Genomic DNA, 18,452 nt, shown 5'->3' with positions numbered 1-18,452 from the left:
GGCCGAACGTCTTTCGGGGAGCCCCGAAGTGGATCGCCTTGCCCAGCTCACCACCCGCCGCACCGAGCGTGCGATCGCATACGATCCGCCGCCGACGGCCGCGGCGGCCGAATCGCCGCACCTCAGCGCGGCCAGCGTGCTGGACCGCAACTGGACGGGCACCTCGACGGTGCCCTCGCGCAGCCTGTATCCGCACCAGTGGTCCTGGGACTCCGCGTTCATCGCCATCGGCCTGAGGCACATCTCGCCGTTACGGGCCCAGACGGAGCTGGAGACGCTGCTGGCCGCCCAGTGGGGCGACGGGCGCGTCCCGCACATCGTCTTCAACCCCTCCGTCCCCCTCGACGCATACTTCCCGAGCCCCGACTTCTGGCGCTCCTCGACCGCGGGGCGCGCTGCGGGCGCCCCGCGCACCGTACAGACCTCCGGCATCGTGCAGCCACCGGTGCACGCGCTGGCCGCCTGGCTGGTGCACCGCGCCGACCCGGGGCTGTCGCGGGCACGCGGCTTCCTGGAGCGGGTGTACACCCGGCTGGCCGCCTGGCACCGGTATCTGCTGCACCGGCGCGACCTGGGCGGGGGCGGCCTGGTGTCCGTCGTCCACCCCTGGGAGCAGGGCATGGACAACAGCCCCTGCTGGGACGCCCCGCTCTCCCGCGTCACGCCCGCCCCGGCCCGCTCCTTCCGCCGCGCCGACCTCGACCACGGCGCCCCCGAGGACCGGCCGACGGACCTGGACTACGGGCGGTACGTGCGGCTGGCCACGGACTACCGGGACCGCGAGTACAGGGACGGGCCGGGTGGGGACGGCGGGGACGGCGGGGCCGGCGGTGGGGAGTTCGCCGTCGAGGACCCCGCCTTCAACGCCCTGCTCGTCGCCTCCGAGCACGCCCTCGCCCGGATCGCGGAGGAACTGGGCGCCACCGGCACGGCCCGCCGCGCACGCGCGGAACGCCTCACGGCGGCGCTGGTGGAGCGGCTGTGGGACCCGGCGCGGGGGATGTTCTTCTGCCGGGACCTGCGAGGCGGGGGCCTGATCCCCGAGCGCAGCGTCTCCGGCCTGGTCCCGCTCCTGCTCCCCGGCCTGCCCCGGGAGATCGCCACCGCGCTGGTCGGCACGCTCACCGGCCCGCACTTCGGCCTGGGCGGCGCCACCCGCCTGGTGCCCAGCTACGACCTGCTCGGCGAGGCCTTCGACCCGCACCGCTACTGGCGCGGCCCGGCCTGGTTCAACACCGGCTGGCTGGTGGAGCGGGGCCTGCGCGCACACGGCGAGCGGGGACGGGCCGACGCGCTGCGGGAGGCGATCCTGCACACCGCCGAGGCCACCGGTTTCGCCGAGTACGTGGACCCGTACACCGGCGAGGCCTGCGGCGCGGTCGGCTTCAGCTGGACCGCCGCGCTCACGCTCGACCTGCTCCACGAACCCACCGGGCACGGTGTGTCCCCGGCGGGCTTCGGCACGTTCGACAGGGGTGACCAGGGAGGGGACCGGGGATGACCGATCGGCATCATCTGCTCGTGCACGGCGCGACCTTCGCCGCCGTGGGGGACCGGGGCGACATCAGCGGCGTACGGGGCGGCGGCTCCCCGGACGGGCTGTTCGTCCGCGACGCCCGGCACCTCAGCCGCTGGCAGCTCACCGTCGACGGGGCGGTGCCCGAGGTGCTCACGCCGGTCGCGGACGGGGACGGCGCGCGCTGCGTGCTGGTCCCGCGCGGTGGCCGGCAGGAGCCGCCCGCGCACACGCTGTTCCGCGAACAGGCCGTCGGTGACAGCTCGTTCGTGGAGTCCCTCAGAGTGACCAGCAACCGTCCGGTGCCCACCACGGTCCGCCTGGCGATCACCGCCGACGCCGACTTCACCGACCAGTTCGAGCTGCGCTCCGACCACCGTACGTACGCCAAGACCGGCGCCGTACGCTCCCGCCACATCCTCGACGACGGCCTGGAGTTCACCTACCGGCGCGGAGAATGGCGCTCCTGTACGACCATCACGGCCGACCCCGCGCCCGACGGCGTCGAGGAGACCGGCACCGGGGCGCGCCGGCTGGTGTGGACCCTGGATCTCGAACCGCACGGCACGGCGGAGCTGGTGCTGCGGGTCATCGCCCGGCCGCACGGTGAGAAGCGGGCCCTCAGGGTGCCCCGCTCCCCGGCCGCGGTGAACGAGCGACTCCTCGCGCTGGAGGGCGAGTTCGTGGAGGGCGTGGCCTTCCCGACCGGCTGGCCGGAGCTGGCGGCGGCCTGCGCCCGGGGGCTGGCCGACCTCGCCTCGCTGCAGGTGCCGGCAACCGGGCCGGACGGTGAGGAACTGCGCGTCCCTGCGGCGGGCGCGCCGTGGTTTCTGACCCTGCTCGGCCGGGACGCCCTGCTCACCTCGCTCTTCGCCCTCCCCTACCGCCCCCGGCTGGCCGCCGCCACGCTTCCCGCGCTCGCCGCCACACAGGCCCGGGCGACCGGTGCGGCCTCGGTCGCCCAGCCCGGCAAGATCGTGCACGAGGTGCGGCACGGCGAACTGGCGCACTTCGGCCAGGTGCCGTACGGGCGGTACTACGGCTCGGTCGACGCCACCCCGCTGTTCCTCGTCCTGCTCGGGGCGTACGTCGAGCAGACCGGGGACGCCGCCCTCGCCCGCCGCCTGGAGCCCCACGCCCGCGCGGCGATCGGCTGGATGCTCGACCACGGCGGGCTGACCTCGCGCGGCTACCTGGTCTACCGCGCCGACCAGGGCGGCCTCGCCAACCAGAACTGGAAGGACTCCCCCGGCGCCATCTGCTCGGCCGACGGCACCCGCCCGAGCGGGCCGGTGACGGCGGCGGGGGCCCAGGGCTACGCCTACGACGCGCTGCGCCGCACGGCGTGGCTGGCGCGCACGGTGTGGGACGACGGGACCTACGGGGCCCTGCTGGAACAGGCCGCCGCCGATCTGCGCGACCGCTTCCAGCGGGACTTCTGGATGCGGGAGCACTCCTTCCCGGCGCTCGCGCTGGACGGGGAGGGCCGCCAGGTCGACGCGCTGGCCTCGGACGCGGGGCATCTGCTGTGGTCGGGGCTGCTGGACAAGGAGTACGGGGAGGTGGTCGGCCGGCGCCTGCTGGAACCGGACTTCTTCTCCGGCTGGGGCGTCCGGACGCTGGCGGCGGGGCAACCGGCGTACCACCCGCTGTCGTACCACCGCGGCTCCGTCTGGCCGCACGACAACGCGCTCCTCACCCTGGGCCTGTCCCGCTACGGCCTGCACGACGAGGCCCGCACGGTCGCCCACGCCCTGGTCGACGCGGCGACGGCCACCGGCCACCGGCTGCCCGAGGTCCTCGCGGGGTACGGCCGCGACACCCACGCCGAGCCGGTGCCCTACCCGCACGCGTGCGTACGGGAGTCCCGCTCGGCGGCGGCTCCGTTGGCCCTGCTCACGGCGGTCGGGGGCGCCTAGGGAGTGTTGACGAGCCGTTTGCCGGGTGTTTGCCGTGGGCCCTGAACAGGCCCAGGAGGCGAGCCGTACGGGATGACGGCGGGCCCCTGCCTCCCCGCGTGGCCCGCCGCCGCCGTTCCACGGGCCCGTACGGAAGGACCTCCGGGTTGCCTCAGCACACGAGCATTCGCCAGTCCCCGGCCACCGAAGTCGAGCACCCCGTGGCCGAGACCGAGGCCGACGGCTCCGCCGAAGGGCCCGCAGCGGAGAGGGACGCCGGCGCTGAGCCCATCGCCGAGGCAGACACGGTGGCCCCCTATGCCGAGAGCGGCTCCGCCGAAGGGGCCGCAGCGGAGAGGGACGCCGGCGCTGAGCCCGCCGCCGAGGCGGACATGTTGGACCCCCAGGCCGCGAGCGGCACCGCCGAGCCCGCCGCAGCCGAGATACCCGACGGCCCCGCCGAAGCGGCCGCGGTGGAGACCGGCGCCGACGCCAAGGCCGCCACGGACAGCGGGAACCCCGCCGAGGCGGACACGTTGGACCCCCAGGCCGCGAGCGGCACCGCCGAGCCCACCCCAGCCGAGATACCCGCCGACGGCCCCGCCGAAGGGGTCGCGGTGGAGACCGGCGCCGTCGACGCCGAGGCCGCCGCCGAGGCGGACACGGTCTCCTCCCAGACCGCGAGCGGCACCGCCGAACCCACCGCAGCCGAGAAACCTGACGGCCCCGCCGAAGCGGCCGGTGCGGAGACCGAGGCCGAGGCCACCGCCGAGGCGGACACGTTGGCCCCCCAAGACGAGAGCGGCACCGCCGAGCCCACCCCAGCCGAGACACCCGACGGCCCCGCCGAGGAGGCATCCGGGGTGGGAATCGCGGAGGACGTGCCCGGTCCGGGAGCCGATGTTCGGTCCACGGCCGAGGCCACCGCCGCGGAGGCTTCACTTGGGACCGGCCCTGACGCCGCCGATGAGGCCCCCGCCCCGGAAGCCGCCGGGCGGGCCCCCGGCCGGGAAAGTGCCCCCGCGCCGACCCCCCGCCCCACCCGCCGCACCTGGCCAGGGTGGAGTGCGCGGGCGCGGGTTCGGCGGTGGCGGGTGGGGCATCCCAGGGCGGCCGGTGTGCTGTCGGTGGGGGTCACCGTGCTGGCCGCCGCGCTGGTGGTGGCCGCGCTGTTGCTGCCGAACAACGTGGTCGGGCTGCGGCCGATGAAGTTCGCGCGGATACCGGCGGAGGCGATCATCGGGGCCGCGGTGATGCTGGCGCTGCCGCGTCGGCCCCGGATCGCGCTGGCGGCCGTGTCCGGGGTCGCGCTCGGGGCGATGACCGTGCTGAACCTGCTCGACATGGGCTTCAAGCAGTACCTCGGCCGGAGCTTCAACCCCATCCTCGACTGGAGCCTGCTCAGCGACGCGCGGTCGTACCTGAACGACTCCCTCGGCAAGACGGTCACGCTGGCCGCCACCATCGGCGTCGTCGTCCTGGTGCTGCTGCTGTTCGCCCTGCTGGCCCTGTCCATGGTCCGGCTGAGCAACCTGCTCGCCCGCAACACCGGCGCGGCCACCCGGGGCACACTGATCGCCGGCGTCGTCTGGATCACCTGCTCCTCCCTCGGCATCCAGGTCGCCGGCGTGCCGATCGCCTCCGACCGGACCGCCGTCGCGCTGAAGATCCAGGCGCACCGGGTGGCGGACACCCTGCGCGACGAGGCGGAGTTCGGGAAGGTGGCCAAGGTCGACGCCTTCGGCGACACGCCGGGCAGCGAGCTGGTGCCCGACCTGCGCGGCAAGGACATGATCTTCACCTTCATCGAGAGCTACGGCCGCAGTGCCATCGAGGACCCGATCATGGCCCCCGGCGTCGACCAGACCCTGGACGCCCGCACCAAGGCACTGGCCAAGGCGGGCTTCCACGCCAAGAGCGGCTGGCTGACCTCGGCGACGTACGGCGGCAGCAGCTGGCTCGGTCACTCGACGACCATGTCTGGCCTGTGGGTCAGCAACCAGCAGCGCTACCGCACCGTCATGGCCAGCGACCACCTCAGCCTCACCAAGGCCTTCCAGAAGACCGGCGCCTGGGACACGGTCGGTGTCATGCCGGGCGTGCAGAAGGGCTGGCCGGAGCAGAAGTTCTACGGTCTCGACACGGTCTACAACGCCTTCGAACTGGGCTACGAGGGACCGAAGTTCAGCTGGTCGACGATGCCCGACCAGTACGCGCTGGAGCAGTTCCAGCAGCGGGTGCACAGCAAGAAGCGCGCCGACGGCAAGCAGCTGATGTCCGAGATCATCCTGACCTCCAGCCACCAGCCCTGGGCGCCCATCCCGAAGATGGTCGGCTGGGACGAGCTGGGTGACGGCTCGGTCTTCGACTCGATCCAGAAGGCGGGCAACAAGCCGGGTGACGTCATCGCCGACACCACCAAGTCCCGGCAGGAGTACGGCAAGTCGATCCAGTACTCGGTGACCGCCCTCACCCAGTGGCTGGAGCGCTACGGCAGCGACGACACCGTCCTGGTCTTCCTCGGCGACCACCAGCCCATCGCCCGGGTCAGCGGCAACCACGCCAGCCGTGACGTGCCGATCTCCATCGTCGCCAAGGACCCGAAGGTGCTGGACAAGATCGCCGACTGGAACTGGACGGACGGCCTGCGCCCCGCCCACGACGCCCCGGTGTGGAAGATGAGCTCCTTCCGCGACCGCTTCCTGACGGCCTACGGTTCCACCCCGCACCCGAAGAAGGGCTGATCAGCCGCCCGAGGTGTCCAGCTCGGCGTCCTCGCCGACGCCCGCGCAGTCGTAGGGGTCCTTCAGCCAGCCGTCCGGCAGCACCACCCGGTTGTTGCCGGACGTACGGCCGCGCGGCCCGTCGGCGCCGGTGGGCCACGGCTGGTCGAGGTCCAGTTCGTCGAGGCCGGCCCGCAGCTCCTCCAGCGAGGAGGTGATGGCGAGGCGCTTGCGCATCTCGGAGCCGACCGCGAAGCCCTTCAGATACCAGGCGACGTGCTTGCGGAAGTCGATGACGCCCCGCGACTCGTCGCCGATCCACTCGCCGAGGAGGGTGGCGTGACGGACCATGACGTCGGCGACCTCGCGGAGCGAAGGCCGAGCGATGGCCTCCGTACGCCCCTCGAAAGCCGCCACCAGGTCCGCGAACAGCCACGGCCGGCCCAGGCAGCCGCGCCCCACGACCACCCCGTCACAGCCGGTCTCCCGCACCATCCGCAGCGCGTCCTCGGCGGACCAGATGTCGCCGTTGCCGAGCACCGGGATCTCCGGGACGTGCTCCTTCAGGCGGGCGATGGCGTCCCAGTCGGCGGTGCCGCCGTAGTGCTGGGCGGCCGTGCGGCCGTGCAGCGCGATGGCCGTGACGCCCTCCTCGACGGCGATCCGCCCGGCGTCGAGGTAGGTGATGTGGTCGTCGTCGATGCCCTTGCGCATCTTCATGGTCACCGGCAGGTCCCCGGCTCCGGACACCGCCTCGCGCAGGATCGCCCGCAGCAGGTTCCGCTTGTACGGAAGGGCCGATCCGCCGCCCTTGCGCGTCACCTTCGGCACCGGGCAGCCGAAGTTCAGGTCGATGTGGTCGGCGAGGTCCTCCTCCGCGATCATGCGGACGGCCTTGCCGACGGTGGCCGGGTCCACGCCGTACAGCTGGATCGAGCGCGGCTTCTCGGTCGCGTCGAAGTGGACCAGCTGCATGGTCTTCTCGTTGCGCTCGACCAGGGCCCGCGTAGTGATCATCTCGCTCACGAACAGACCCTTGCCGCCGCTGAACTCCCTGCACAGGGTGCGGAAGGGCGCGTTGGTGATCCCCGCCATGGGTGCGAGGACGACGGGGGGCTGGACGGTGTGCGGACCGATCGGCAGGGGCGGCGTGGGCGTGGACATTCCCCCATTGTCACGCACGCGCGGGCGGATCCGTACAGTCATTAGTTAGACGCACTATTGAAATCGGCGTACGATGAAACGCATGCCCGAGCTCAGCCCTCGCCGACGTCTCCTGGTGCTCGCGATCTGCTGCATGAGCCTGCTCATCGTGAGCCTCGATGTCACCGCCCTGAACGTCGCCCTGCCGTCCATGCAGCGCGACCTGCACGCCACCACCTCAGGCCTGCAGTGGACGATCGACGCCTACACCCTCGTCCTGGCCTCGCTGCTGATGCTCGCCGGCTCCACGGCCGACCGGGTCGGCCGCAAGAAGGTCTTCATGGTGGGCCTGATCGTGTTCACGGCCGGCTCGCTGCTGTGCTCCCTCGCGCCCAGCCTGGAGGCGCTGGTCGCCTTCCGCATGATCCAGGCGGTCGGCGGCTCCATGCTCAACCCGGTCGCCATGTCGATCATCACCAACACCTTCACCGCCCCGCGCGAGCGCGCCCGCGCGATCGGCGTGTGGGGCGCGGTCGTCGGGATATCCATGGCCGCCGGCCCGCTGGTCGGCGGCCTGCTGGTGGAGTCGGTCGGCTGGCGCTCGATCTTCTGGGTCAACCTGCCGGTAGGCCTTGCCGCGCTCCTGCTCACCCTGCGCTTCGTCCCCGAGTCCCGCGCCCCGAAGGCCCGCCGCCCCGACCCCGTCGGCCAGCTGCTGGTGATCGCCCTGTTCGGCTCCCTGACCTACGCGATCATCGAGGCGCCGGACTCGGGCACGGCCACGGTGCTGCCGTTCGCGCTGGTCGCCATCGCCGCCCTGCTCGCCCTGCTCCGGTACGAGCCCCGGCGCGCCGAACCCCTCATCGACCTGCGCTTCTTCCGGTCCGCGCCGTTCAGCGGGGCCACGGTGATCGCCATCAGCGCGTTCGCGGCGCTGGGCGGCTTCCTGTTCCTGTCGACGCTGTACCTGCAGAACGTGCGCGGCCTCGACGCGCTGCACGCCGCACTGTGGATGCTGCCGATGGCCGTGCCCACGTTCCTGTGCGCACCGCTGTCCGGACGGCTGGTCGGCAGCCGGGGCCCGCGGCTGCCGCTGCTCGTAGCGGGGCTCGCCATGACCGTGAGCGGGGTGCTGTTCGCCGCGTTCGAGGCGGAGACGTCCGATGTCACGCTGGTCCTCGGGTACGTGCTGTTCGGCATCGGCTTCGGGTTCGTCAACGCGCCGATCACCAACACGGCGGTGTCCGGCATGCCGCGGGCCCAGGCGGGCGTGGCGGCGGCCGTCGCCTCGACGAGCCGGCAGCTGGGCCAGACACTGGGGGTCGCCGTGGTCGGGGCGGTGCTGGCGTCCGGGGTCGGCTCGTCCTCGTACCGGCAGACGTTCGTGTCGGCGGCCCGGCCCGGCTGGTGGATCCTCGCGGCCTGCGGGCTCGCGGTCCTCGTCCTGGGCGCCCTCACCAGCGGGCGCTGGGCCCGCCGCACGGCCGAACGCACCGCTCAGCGGCTGGAGTCCGCCGAGGTCAGGGAAGCGGCGGGCGTCTCCGCCTGAGCCCGCTGTTCGAGGACGAGCGCGTACAGCTTCTCCAGGCGCTCCCTGCTCTCCTCGTTCGTCGGCACATAGGTGACCATCCGCGCCCCGACCTCCGGGTTCAGCCACAGGTCGGTGTGGTCCAGGGTGAGCAGCCCGACGTGCTTGTTGAGGAACTGCTTGGTCTTGGTGCGCGTGCCGACCACCTCGTAGCGCTCCCAGTTCTCGCGGAACTCCGGGGACGCCGCCTCCAGTCGCTTGAGGAGCATCTTCCAGGCGGGCTCGCCGAGGTGGCCGGCCATCGAGGCGCGCAGGCGGGCGGCCATCAGGCGCATCGTCTCCTGGAGGTGGACGATCGACGCCTGCCAGTCCGCGTTGGTGTAGACGAGGAGCATGCAGTTGCGGTCCTCGGGCGGGATGGCGTCGAGGTCGCTCAGCAGGCGGGCGTAGGTGCGGTTGTAGGCGAGGATGTCGTACCGGCTGTTCTGGATGCAGGCCGGGACGGGTTCGAGGCGGCGCAGCATCTCGCGCAGGGCCGGGGTGACGCTCGGGCAGACCGCGGCGGGCGTGGGGTCGGCGGAGCCGGCCAGCTGGAAGAGGTGGGCGCGTTCGCTGCCGTCGAGCATGAGGGTGCGGGCGAGCGCGTCGAGGACCTGCACGGAGACCTGGATGTCCCTGGCCTGTTCGAGCCAGGTGTACCAAGTGACGCCGACCGCGGCGAGCTGGGCGACCTCCTCGCGGCGCAGGCCGGGCGTGCGGCGGCGGGCTCCGCGCGGCAGGCCCACCTGCTCCGGGGCGATGCGCTCGCGGCGGCTGCGCAGAAAGCCCGCCAGTTCGTGCCGCCGGATCTCGGAGCCGCCCGTCTGCCGGGCGGTCACGTCCTGGGCCATGATGGTCATGCCTCCAGCCTGCCGCCTCGCGCATCCTGTTGCCAGGTACTACTTGTACCAGGATAAGGACACTCTGGTACCAGTCTCGGCGCAGGCGGAGGCTCGGTCCCATGACCGAGACCGTCACCACACCCACCGTCCGCTCCCCGGCGGCCCCACCCGCGCTCGGCACGCTCGGGCTGTTCACCGTCCTGCTGGCCGCCTCCCTCCCCCTCGTCGACTTCTTCATCGTCAACGTCGCCCTGCCCAGCATCGCCACCGACCTGCACGCGGGCGAGGCCGTCCTCGAACTGGTGGTCGCCGGGTACGGCGTGGCGTACGCCGTGCTGCTCGTGCTCGGCGGCCGGCTCGGTGACCTCTTCGGCCGCCGCCGGCTCTTTCTGGGCGGCATGGCCGCCTTCGGTCTGACCTCGCTGGCCTGCGGGCTCGCGCCGGATGCCTGGAGCCTGGTCGCGGCGCGGGTCGCGCAGGGCGCGGCGGCGGCGGCGATGCTGCCGCAGGTGCTCGCCACCATCCAGGCGGCCATCTCGGGCCCCCGCCGGGCCCGCGCGATGAGCCTGTACGGGGCCACCGCCGGTCTGTCCATGGTGGCCGGGCAGATCCTGGGCGGAGTCCTGGTCGCCGCGGACATCGCGGGCACCGGCTGGCGCTCGGCGTTCCTGGTGAACGTGCCCGTGGTGCTCGTCGGCCTGGTGCTGGCCGCCCGCGCCGTCCCGGAGACCCGCTCACAGCGGCCCGAACCGGTCGACGGACCCGGCACGGTCCTGCTCGCGGTGTCGCTGCTGACACTGCTCGCCCCGCTCACCGAGGGCCGGTCGGCGGGCTGGCCGCTGTGGACGTGGCTGTCGCTGGCCGCGTTCCCCTTCGCGGCCGCGGGGTTCTACGCGGTGGAGCGCCGGGCCGACCGGCAGGGCCGTACACCGCTGGTGCCGCCGAGCCTGTTCGCGCTCGCGTCGCTGCGCCGGGGGCTGGTGCTGATACTGCCGTTCTCCATCGGCTTCAGCGGGTTCATGTTCGTGATCGCGGTGGCCCTGCAGCGCGGCGCGGGCCTCGGCCCGGTCCCGGCGGGCCTGGCGCTCGCGCCGATGGCGGTGACGTTCCTGGTCGTCTCGCTCGCCGGACCGCGCCTGGTGGCCCGGTACGGCACCCGTGTCGTCACCGTCGGAGCCCTGGTCCAGGGGATCGGCGTGGCGCTGATCGTGCTGGCCGCCTGGCGGGACTGGCCGCACCTGGGCTTCGTCGAACTGCTCCCCGGAGCGGCGGTCGCCGGCGCGGGACAGGCCCTCCAACTCCCCGTCGTCATGCGGATCGTGCTGTCCGAGGTGCCGGCCGCCCGGGCCGGTGTCGGCAGCGGGGTGATGGTCACCACCCAGCAGTCGGCCCTCGCCCTCGGCGTGGCCACCCTGGGCACCCTCTTCCTCTCCCTGCTGCCGGCCCACGGCATGCGGGACGCCCTGGTGACGACGCTTCTGGTGCAGCTGGCCGGGGTGGTCCTGACCGGGCTGCTCAGCCTGCGGCTGCCGCGCACGGTGGGGTGAGACGGGCCACAGCTCGGCCAAGGCCCTGCCCCGGGCACGTTGTTGGCGTACAACGAACGTGAACGCGGGGAGGGCACATGCTGCGGGGCACCACGAGCGAAGTCAGCCGCTGGGACGGGCACGGCCGGCAGCACATCGTCAGAGTGCGGCGCACGGGCGTGCAGCGCACGATGAGCTGTGGCACCTGCGGCTGGCGGAAGGGCGCGCCGTTCCTGCCCTGGCAGAAGGCGGCGGAGCACCTCGCCGAGGTGCACCAGGCGACGGTGGACCCGACCGCGGCGGCCTGAGGAGCCCGGCGGTCCGATGACTTTCCGCCGCGCGAGGAGTCGTACGTGCGACCGCGACCGCGAGGACGGAAGGCCGATGACCATGAGCGCACTGCACCAGTTGCTGCGACGGTACGTGGACGACGGGGCCGTGCCCGGAGCGGTGGGACTGCTCGCCCGGGGCGACGACGTCGAGGCGGTGGCCGTCGGCTCCATGGACGCCGGCGGCTCCGCCCCGATGGCCCGGGACTCGGTCTTCCGGATCGCCTCGATCACCAAGCCGATCACCGCGGCGGCGGTGCTGATGCTGGTGGAGGAGGGCCGGATCGCGCTGGACGACCCGATCGACACCTGGCTGCCGGAGCTGGCGAAGCCGGTGGTGGTGCGGACGCCGTCGAGTCCCGTCGACGACGTGGTCCCGGCGGCCCGGCCCGTCACCGTCGAGGACCTGCTCGACTCCCGGGCGGGCTGGGGCTTCCCGTCCGACTTCTCCCTGCCCGCGGTGCAGGCGCTGTTCGGGGTGCAGAAGGACGGCCGCGCCCTGCGGGAGTGGCCCGACCCCGACACCTGGGTGGCCTCGCTCGCCGCGGTGCCGATGCTCTACCAGCCGGGTGAGGCGTGGCTGTACGGCACCTGCTCGGACCTTCAGGGCGTGCTGGTCGCCCGGGTCTCCGGCAGCGGCCTGCCGGAGTTCATGGCCGAGCGGATCTTCGAACCGCTGGCCATGGCGGACACGGCGTTCGAGGTCCCGGCGTCGAAACGCGGGCGCTTCACCACCTCCTACCGGCCCGGCCCGGACGGCACCCTGGAGCTGTCCGACACCCCGGACGGCGACTGGAGCAGCGTCCCGGCGTTCCCCTCGGGCGGCGGCGGACTGGTGTCCACGGCCGACGACTGGCTGGCCTTCGCCCGGATGCTGCTGAACGACGGCGAGTGGCGGGGCCGCCCCCTGCTCACCCCCACCTCGGTCAGCCGTATGACCACCAACCACCTCTCGGCGGCCCAGCGCGAGATCGCCACCCGCTTCCTGGAGGGCCAGGGCTGGGGCTACGGCGCCCAGGTCGACGTCACCCCGGCCGATCCCTGGAACGTCCCCGGCCGCTACGGCTGGGTCGGCGGCACCGGCACCACGGCCCACCTGGTCCCCACCACCGGCACGGTCGCGATCCTGCTGACCCAGGTGGCCATGACCGACCCGACGCCGACGCCGCTGATGCGGGACTTCTGGCGCTGCGCGGCGGCCGGTTAGGCCGCGCACCCACAGATCGAGGGCCGTGGCCCGGGCCGGAATGCCGGTCCGATCGGCCGCGGACACGACGGTGCCGGGCCCCCGGAGGGACCCGGCACCGGTCAGGCGTGGGTACGGACTCAGCTGCCGATCAGGCGGCTCGCGAGGTAGCCCTCGATCTGGTCCAGCGACACGCGCTCCTGCTTCATCGAGTCACGCTCGCGCACCGTCACGGCGTTGTCGTCCAGCGTGTCGAAGTCGACCGTGACGCAGAACGGCGTGCCGATCTCGTCCTGACGGCGGTAGCGGCGGCCGATGGCGCCGGCGTCGTCGAACTCGATGTTCCAGTTCTGGCGCAGGGCCTGGGCGAGCCCCTTGGCCTTCGGGGACAGCTCCGGGTTCCGGGACAGCGGGAGCACCGCGACCTTCACCGGGGCCAGGCGGTGGTCCAGGCGCAGCACCGTGCGCTTCTCCATCTTGCCCTTGGCGTTGGGCGCCTCGTCCTCGACGTAGGCGTCGAGCAGGAAGGCGAGCATCGCGCGGCCGACACCGGCGGCCGGCTCGATGACGTACGGCGTCCAGCGCTCCTGGGCCTCCTGGTCGTAGTAGGAGAGGTCCTGGCCGGAGGCCTTGGAGTGGGCGCCGAGGTCGTAGTCGGTGCGGTTGGCGACACCCTCGAGCTCGCCCCACTCGCTGCCGCCGAACTGGAAGCGGTACTCGATGTCGGCGGTGCGCTTGGAGTAGTGGGAGAGCTTCTCCTTCGGGTGCTCGTACCAGCGCATGTTCTCCTCACGCAGGCCGAGGCCGGTGTACCAGTTCCAGCGCTGCTCCATCCAGTACTCCTGCCACGTCTCGTCCTCGCCCGGCTTGACGAAGAACTCCATCTCCATCTGCTCGAACTCGCGAGTGCGGAAGATGAAGTTGCCGGGCGTGATCTCGTTGCGGAAGGACTTGCCCATCTGGGCGATGCCGAACGGCGGCTTGCGGCGCGAGGTGGTCTGCACCTGGGCGAAGTTGGTGAAGATGCCCTGGGCGGTCTCGGGGCGCAGGTACGCGACGGAACCGGAGTCCTGGGTCGGGCCGAGGTGCGTGGACAGCAGGCCCGAGAACTGCTTGGGCTCGGTGAACTGGCCCTTGGTGCCGCAGTGCGTGCAGTTGATGTCGGCCAGGCCGTTCGCCGGCGGGCGGCCGTGCTTGGCCTCGTAGGCCTCCTCCAGGTGGTCCGCGCGGAACCGCTTGTGGCAGGAGGTGCACTCGGTCAACGGGTCCGTGAAGGTGGCGACGTGACCGGAGGCGACCCAGACCTCGGGGGCCAGGATGACGGACGAGTCGATACCGACCACGTCCTCGCGCGACGTCACCATGTAGCGCCACCACTGGCGCTTGAGGTTCTCCTTGAGCTCGACACCCAGCGGCCCGTAGTCCCAGGCGGCGCGCTGTCCGCCGTAGATCTCACTGCAGGGGAATACGAAGCCACGGCGCTTGCTCAGGCTGACGATGGTGTCGATCTTGTCGGCGGCCACGGTGCTCTCTTCATTACGACGACGGGCGACGAAGCGAGACGCTTCAGAGCGAATGCTTCAGGGTACCGGCGGGGGCTCCCCCTCAACCAAATCGGTCCCCGTCCACGCCCCTTCAAGGGCTTTGTTGACAACGGTTTCCATATTAGTTGAAAATGAGTGTCATGAACGTTCGACGGCACCTCATACCCGCGGTGGCGACGACCGCGGTCACCGCCCTCGGTCTCGCCACCCTCTCGGCCTGCTCCGGCGCGAGCGCCGCGGGCAACACGGACAAGTTCGACGTCGTCGCGTCGTTCTACCCGATGGCCTTCCTCGCCGAGCAGATCGGCGGGAGCCACGTGCACGTCACCACTCTCACCCGGCCCGGCCAGGAACCGCACGACCTGGAGATCAGCGCCCTGCAGACCGCGGGGCTCCAGGAGTCCGACGCGGTGCTCTACCTCAAGAACCTCCAGCCCTCCGTCGACGACGCGGTGGCCCAGTCCGAGATCAGGACGAAGATCGACGCGGCCTCCCTCACCACACTGGAGAAGCACGGCAACGAGGTCGGCGGCCACGCGGCCGAGCACGACGACTCCGAGAACGGGGAACTGTCCGGTCTCGACCCCCACATCTGGCTCGACCCGGTGCGCTACACCCAGGTCGCCGAAGGTGTCGGCAAGGCCTTCGCGAAGGCCGACCCGGGCCACGCGGCCGACTACAAGAAGAACACCGCGGCCCTGGTCAAGAGACTCGACGCGCTCGACACCGAGTTCAAGGACGGGCTCGCCGGCACCAGGACCAAGGTCTTCATCACCACCCACGCCGCCTTCGGCTACCTCGCCGAGCGCTACGGCCTCACCGAGGAGGCCATCAACGGCCTGGACCCCGAGTCCGAGCCCAGCGCCGCCCACGTCAGGAACCTGGAGCGGATGGCGAAGGCCGACGGCGTGACGACCGTGTTCTACGAGACGCTCGTCAGCGACAAGACCGCGAAGACCATCGCCGCCGACGCCGGACTGAGGACGGACGTCCTCGACCCGATCGAGGGCATCACCTCCAAGTCCCGCGGCAAGGACTACTTCTCGGTCCAGGAGGCCAACCTCAAGGCCCTGCGGACGGCCCTGGGGACCAAGTGAAAGCCCGAGTGACACCCACGGAGGACGACGTCATGGGCGAGCCCGTCATCACGCTGCGCGGCGTACGCGCCGAGCTGGGCTCGCGCCCCGTCCTGCGCGGCATCGACCTCACCGTGCGCCGCGGTGAGGTCGTCGCGCTGCTCGGCGCGAACGGCTCCGGCAAGTCGACGGCGATCCGCACGATCATCGGCCAGGTGCCGGTCGGCGCGGGCGAGATCGAGCTGTTCGGCACCCCGCGCCGCGGCTTCCGGGACTGGGCGCGCGTGGGCTACGTACCGCAGCGCACCACGGCCGCGGGCGGCGTCCCGGCGACCGTGACCGAGATCGTCTCCTCGGGCCGCCTGTCCCGCACCCGCTTCGGCCTCTTCCGCAAGACCGACCACGAGGCCGTACGACGGGCCCTGGAGCTGGTCGGCCTGGCGGACCGGGCCAAGGACTGCGTCACCGCCCTCTCCGGCGGCCAGCACCAGCGGGTGCTGATCGCCCGCGCCCTGGTCGCCGAGCCCGAACTGCTGATCATGGACGAGCCGATGGCGGGCGTCGACCTGGCCAGCCAGGAGGTGCTCGCCGAGACCCTCCGCGAGCAGGTCGCGGCCGGTACGACGGTCCTCCTCGTGCTGCACGAACTGGGCCCCCTGGAGCCCCTGATCGACCGGGCGGTCGTCCTGCGCGACGGCTGCGTCACCCACGACGGCCCGCCCCCGCGCGCCGTCGGCCAGCACGCCCTGCCCGGCCACGACCACGTCCACCCGCACGCGCCGGCGGGCACCGAACCGATCCGCACGGGACTGCTGAGCTGATGGAACTCCTCGACTACGCCTTCATGCAGCGGGCGCTCCTCGCCGCCGTCCTCGTCGGCGTCACCGCCCCCGCGATCGGCATCTACCTCGTCCAGCGCCGCCAGCCCCTGATGGGCGACGGCATCGGGCACGTCGCCATGACCGGCGTCGGCCTCGGCTTCCTGCTGGGCACCTCGCCGGTGTGGATGGCGACCGCCGTCTCCGCGCTCGGCTCGGTGCTGATGGAGCTGATCCGCTGGTACGGCAAGACGCGCGGCGACATCGCCCTCGCCATGCTCTTCTACGGCGGCATGGCCGGCGGCGTGATGTTCGTCAACCTCGCGCCGGGCGGCTCCAACGCCAACCTGAACTCGTATCTGTTCGGCTCGCTGTCGACGGTCTCCCCCTCCGACGTGACCGCCATCTCCGTGCTGGCCGCGTTCGTGATCGTGGTGACCCTGGGGCTGCGGCGCCAGCTGTTCGCGGTCAGCCAGGACGAGGAGTTCGCGCGGGTCACCGGCCTCCCGGTCCGCGCCCTGAACCTGCTCACGGCGGTCACCGCCGCCGTCACGGTCACCGTGGCCATGCGGGTGGTCGGCCTGATCCTGGTCTCCGCGCTGATGGTGGTGCCGGTCGCCGCCGCGCAGCAGCTCACCCGGAGCTTCGCGGCGACCTTCGTCATCGCCGTCGCGATCGGCGTGACCGTGGCCATCAGCGGCACGGTCACCTCGTACTACCAGGACGTACCGCCCGGCGCGACGATCGTCCTGCTGACCATCGCGGCCTTCATCGCCATGACCGTGCTCGCCGCTCCGCTGGCCCGGCGCCGCGCCCGGGCCGCCGCCGCCGCGCACCCCGGCGCAGACCCGGCGGAGTGCTCGATTCCGGCCACCCGGGGGACCACCGACGAGGTCGGCGTCTGACCGCGCACAGGCCGGGCTGGCACAATGGCCCGGGTCAGCGTGAGACGTGAGGCGTGGATGAGCCGACGAAGGAGGAACCGGTGACGACCGCTGGACCGCCCGTGAAGGGCCGCGCCACCCGGCAGCGTGCCGCCGTGGCGGCAGCCCTCGACGAGGTCGACGAGTTCCGCAGCGCTCAGGACCTCCACGACATGCTCAAGCACAAGGGCGACTCGGTCGGTCTGACCACGGTCTACCGCACCCTCCAGTCCCTCGCCGACGCCGGCGAGGTGGACGTCCTGCGCACCTCCGACGGCGAGTCCGTCTACCGCCGCTGCTCCTCCGGCGAACACCACCACCACCTCGTCTGCCGCACCTGCGGCAAGGCGGTCGAGGTCGAGGGCCCCGCGGTCGAGAAGTGGGCGGAGGCCATCGCGGCGGAGCACGGCTACGTCAACGTGGCCCACACGGTGGAGATCTTCGGCACCTGCGCGGAGTGCGCGACGACGCAGCGGCAGGCCTGAGCCCTAGGAAGTCTCCGGGCGGCCCCGCATGTCCCGTTCCATGGCGAGCAGTTGCTCGTTGGGCACGGCGCCGCCGAACCGGCGGTCGCGGGAGGCGAACTCGACGCAGGCGCGCCAGAGGTCCCGGCGGTCGAAGTCCGGCCACAGCACGTCCTGGAAGACCATCTCGGCGTACGCGCTCTGCCAGAGAAGGTAGTTGGAGGTGCGCTGCTCGCCGCTCGGCCGCAGGAAGAGGTCCACGTCCGGCATGTCCGGGTAGTACAGGTACCTCTGGATGGTCTTCTCGGTCACCTTGGAGGGGTCGAGACGACCCGCCCGCACATCCTCCGCCAGCGCCTTCGCGGCGTCCGCGAGCTCGGCCCGGCCGCCGTAGTTCATGCAGAAGTACAGCGTGAGCCGGTCGTTGTCCTTGGTCTGCTCCTGGGCGATCTGCAGCTCCTTGGCGACCGACTTCCACAGCTTGGGCATCCGGCCCACCCAGCGCACCCGGATGCCCAGTGCGTCGAGCTGGTCGCGGGTCTTGCGGATGAAGTCGCGGTTGAAGTTCATCAGGAAGCGCACCTCGTCGGGCGAGCGCTTCCAGTTCTCGGTGGAGAAGGCGTACAGCGAGATGGATCCGACGCCGACCTCGATCGCGCCCTGCAGCACGTCCAGCACGCGCTCGGCCCCGACCTTGTGCCCCTCCGTCCTCGGCAGCCCGCGCTCCTTCGCCCAGCGCCCGTTCCCGTCCATGACGATCGCCACATGGGTGGGGACGAGCTCACCCGGGAGCTTCGGCGCACGGGCGCCGGACGGGTGCGGCTCGGGCGCCCTGTACTCGCGGCGCTGGCGTCCCAGGATCCCGCGTACGACCATGTGCTTCTCGTCTCCCTCGGT

General features: G+C 72.2%; 15 protein-coding genes. 11 read left to right on the top strand and 4 right to left on the bottom strand.

Annotated elements, in window-relative coordinates:
• Window positions 1-28 precede the first annotated feature (28 nt).
• The 3 genes from ACZ7L0_RS14015 to ACZ7L0_RS14005 all read left to right on the top strand — a co-directional run bounded on the left by ACZ7L0_RS14015 (window position 29) and on the right by ACZ7L0_RS14005 (window position 6,158).
• Window positions 29-1,501 carry an MGH1-like glycoside hydrolase domain-containing protein gene (locus tag ACZ7L0_RS14015; RefSeq protein WP_471242691.1) on the top strand — a complete coding sequence of 491 codons (1,473 nt, stop codon included), beginning with the start codon at window positions 29-31 and terminating at the stop codon, window positions 1,499-1,501.
• Window positions 1,498-3,435 (top strand): amylo-alpha-1,6-glucosidase, encoded by a 1,938-nt coding sequence (locus tag ACZ7L0_RS14010; protein WP_471242690.1) that lies wholly within the window; start codon window positions 1,498-1,500, stop codon window positions 3,433-3,435. Before ACZ7L0_RS14015 ends, ACZ7L0_RS14010 begins: the two co-directional genes overlap by 4 nt.
• Window positions 3,436-3,806: 371 nt before the next feature.
• Complete coding sequence (locus ACZ7L0_RS14005; RefSeq protein ID WP_471242754.1) at window positions 3,807-6,158, top strand: alkaline phosphatase family protein; 2,352 nt, start codon at window positions 3,807-3,809, stop codon at window positions 6,156-6,158.
• On the opposite strand, the gene dusB is transcribed toward ACZ7L0_RS14005, so the two are convergent.
• The gene (gene dusB, locus ACZ7L0_RS14000) at window positions 6,159-7,301 is read right to left on the bottom strand and encodes a tRNA dihydrouridine synthase DusB (RefSeq protein WP_471242689.1); all 1,143 of its coding nucleotides are present in this window, start codon (window positions 7,299-7,301) and stop codon (window positions 6,159-6,161) included.
• Window positions 7,302-7,383: 82 nt separating this feature from the next.
• Between dusB and ACZ7L0_RS13995 the strand changes: the two genes are divergently transcribed.
• Entirely contained in the window at window positions 7,384-8,829 is a 1,446-nt protein-coding gene (locus ACZ7L0_RS13995; protein ID WP_471242688.1) for an MFS transporter, read from the top strand.
• On the opposite strand, the gene ACZ7L0_RS13990 is transcribed toward ACZ7L0_RS13995, so the two are convergent.
• The gene (locus ACZ7L0_RS13990; RefSeq protein ID WP_471242687.1) at window positions 8,778-9,707 is read right to left on the bottom strand and encodes a helix-turn-helix transcriptional regulator; all 930 of its coding nucleotides are present in this window, start codon (window positions 9,705-9,707) and stop codon (window positions 8,778-8,780) included. The two genes, ACZ7L0_RS13995 and ACZ7L0_RS13990, sit on opposite strands and share 52 nt — an antisense overlap.
• Window positions 9,708-9,808: 101 nt before the next feature.
• Between ACZ7L0_RS13990 and ACZ7L0_RS13985 the strand changes: the two genes are divergently transcribed.
• The 3 genes from ACZ7L0_RS13985 to ACZ7L0_RS13975 all read left to right on the top strand — a co-directional run bounded on the left by ACZ7L0_RS13985 (window position 9,809) and on the right by ACZ7L0_RS13975 (window position 12,751).
• A complete protein-coding gene (locus ACZ7L0_RS13985; protein WP_471242686.1) occupies window positions 9,809-11,236 on the top strand; it encodes an MFS transporter in 1,428 nt (475 codons plus the stop codon).
• Between the two features lie 77 nt (window positions 11,237-11,313).
• On the top strand, window positions 11,314-11,523 hold the full coding sequence (locus tag ACZ7L0_RS13980) for a hypothetical protein (RefSeq protein ID WP_471242685.1): 210 nt from the start codon (window positions 11,314-11,316) through the stop codon (window positions 11,521-11,523).
• 82 nt (window positions 11,524-11,605) lie between these two features.
• Window positions 11,606-12,751, top strand: a complete 1,146-nt coding sequence (locus ACZ7L0_RS13975; RefSeq protein ID WP_471242684.1) for a serine hydrolase domain-containing protein — start codon at window positions 11,606-11,608, stop codon at window positions 12,749-12,751.
• Window positions 12,752-12,870: 119 nt separating this feature from the next.
• On the opposite strand, the gene ACZ7L0_RS13970 is transcribed toward ACZ7L0_RS13975, so the two are convergent.
• Entirely contained in the window at window positions 12,871-14,253 is a 1,383-nt protein-coding gene (locus ACZ7L0_RS13970; RefSeq protein ID WP_471242683.1) for a glycine--tRNA ligase, read from the bottom strand.
• Window positions 14,254-14,414: 161 nt separating this feature from the next.
• Here ACZ7L0_RS13970 and ACZ7L0_RS13965 point away from each other — a divergent pair, with 161 nt between their 5' ends.
• The 4 genes from ACZ7L0_RS13965 to ACZ7L0_RS13950 all read left to right on the top strand — a co-directional run bounded on the left by ACZ7L0_RS13965 (window position 14,415) and on the right by ACZ7L0_RS13950 (window position 17,576).
• Window positions 14,415-15,371 carry a metal ABC transporter substrate-binding protein gene (locus ACZ7L0_RS13965; protein WP_471242682.1) on the top strand — a complete coding sequence of 319 codons (957 nt, stop codon included), beginning with the start codon at window positions 14,415-14,417 and terminating at the stop codon, window positions 15,369-15,371.
• 32 nt (window positions 15,372-15,403) lie between these two features.
• Window positions 15,404-16,171 carry a metal ABC transporter ATP-binding protein gene (locus tag ACZ7L0_RS13960; protein ID WP_471242681.1) on the top strand — a complete coding sequence of 256 codons (768 nt, stop codon included), beginning with the start codon at window positions 15,404-15,406 and terminating at the stop codon, window positions 16,169-16,171.
• Complete coding sequence (locus tag ACZ7L0_RS13955; protein WP_471242680.1) at window positions 16,171-17,073, top strand: metal ABC transporter permease; 903 nt, start codon at window positions 16,171-16,173, stop codon at window positions 17,071-17,073. The genes ACZ7L0_RS13960 and ACZ7L0_RS13955 overlap by 1 nt, the downstream gene beginning before the upstream one ends.
• A gap of 80 nt (window positions 17,074-17,153) precedes the next feature.
• Window positions 17,154-17,576: a Fur family transcriptional regulator gene (locus tag ACZ7L0_RS13950; protein ID WP_471242679.1), complete on the top strand. Its 423-nt coding sequence runs from the start codon at window positions 17,154-17,156 to the stop codon at window positions 17,574-17,576.
• Between the two features lie 3 nt (window positions 17,577-17,579).
• Here the strand turns inward: ACZ7L0_RS13950 and ACZ7L0_RS13945 are convergent, their stop codons facing one another.
• Window positions 17,580-18,431, bottom strand: a complete 852-nt coding sequence (locus ACZ7L0_RS13945) for an isoprenyl transferase (protein WP_471242678.1) — start codon at window positions 18,429-18,431, stop codon at window positions 17,580-17,582.
• Window positions 18,432-18,452 lie beyond the last annotated feature (21 nt).

It is taken from the genome of Streptomyces sp. NPDC039424, assembly GCF_055639495.1.
The sequence above is the reverse complement of the archived record's forward strand: the minus strand, read 5'-3'. Positions and strand labels throughout refer to the sequence as shown.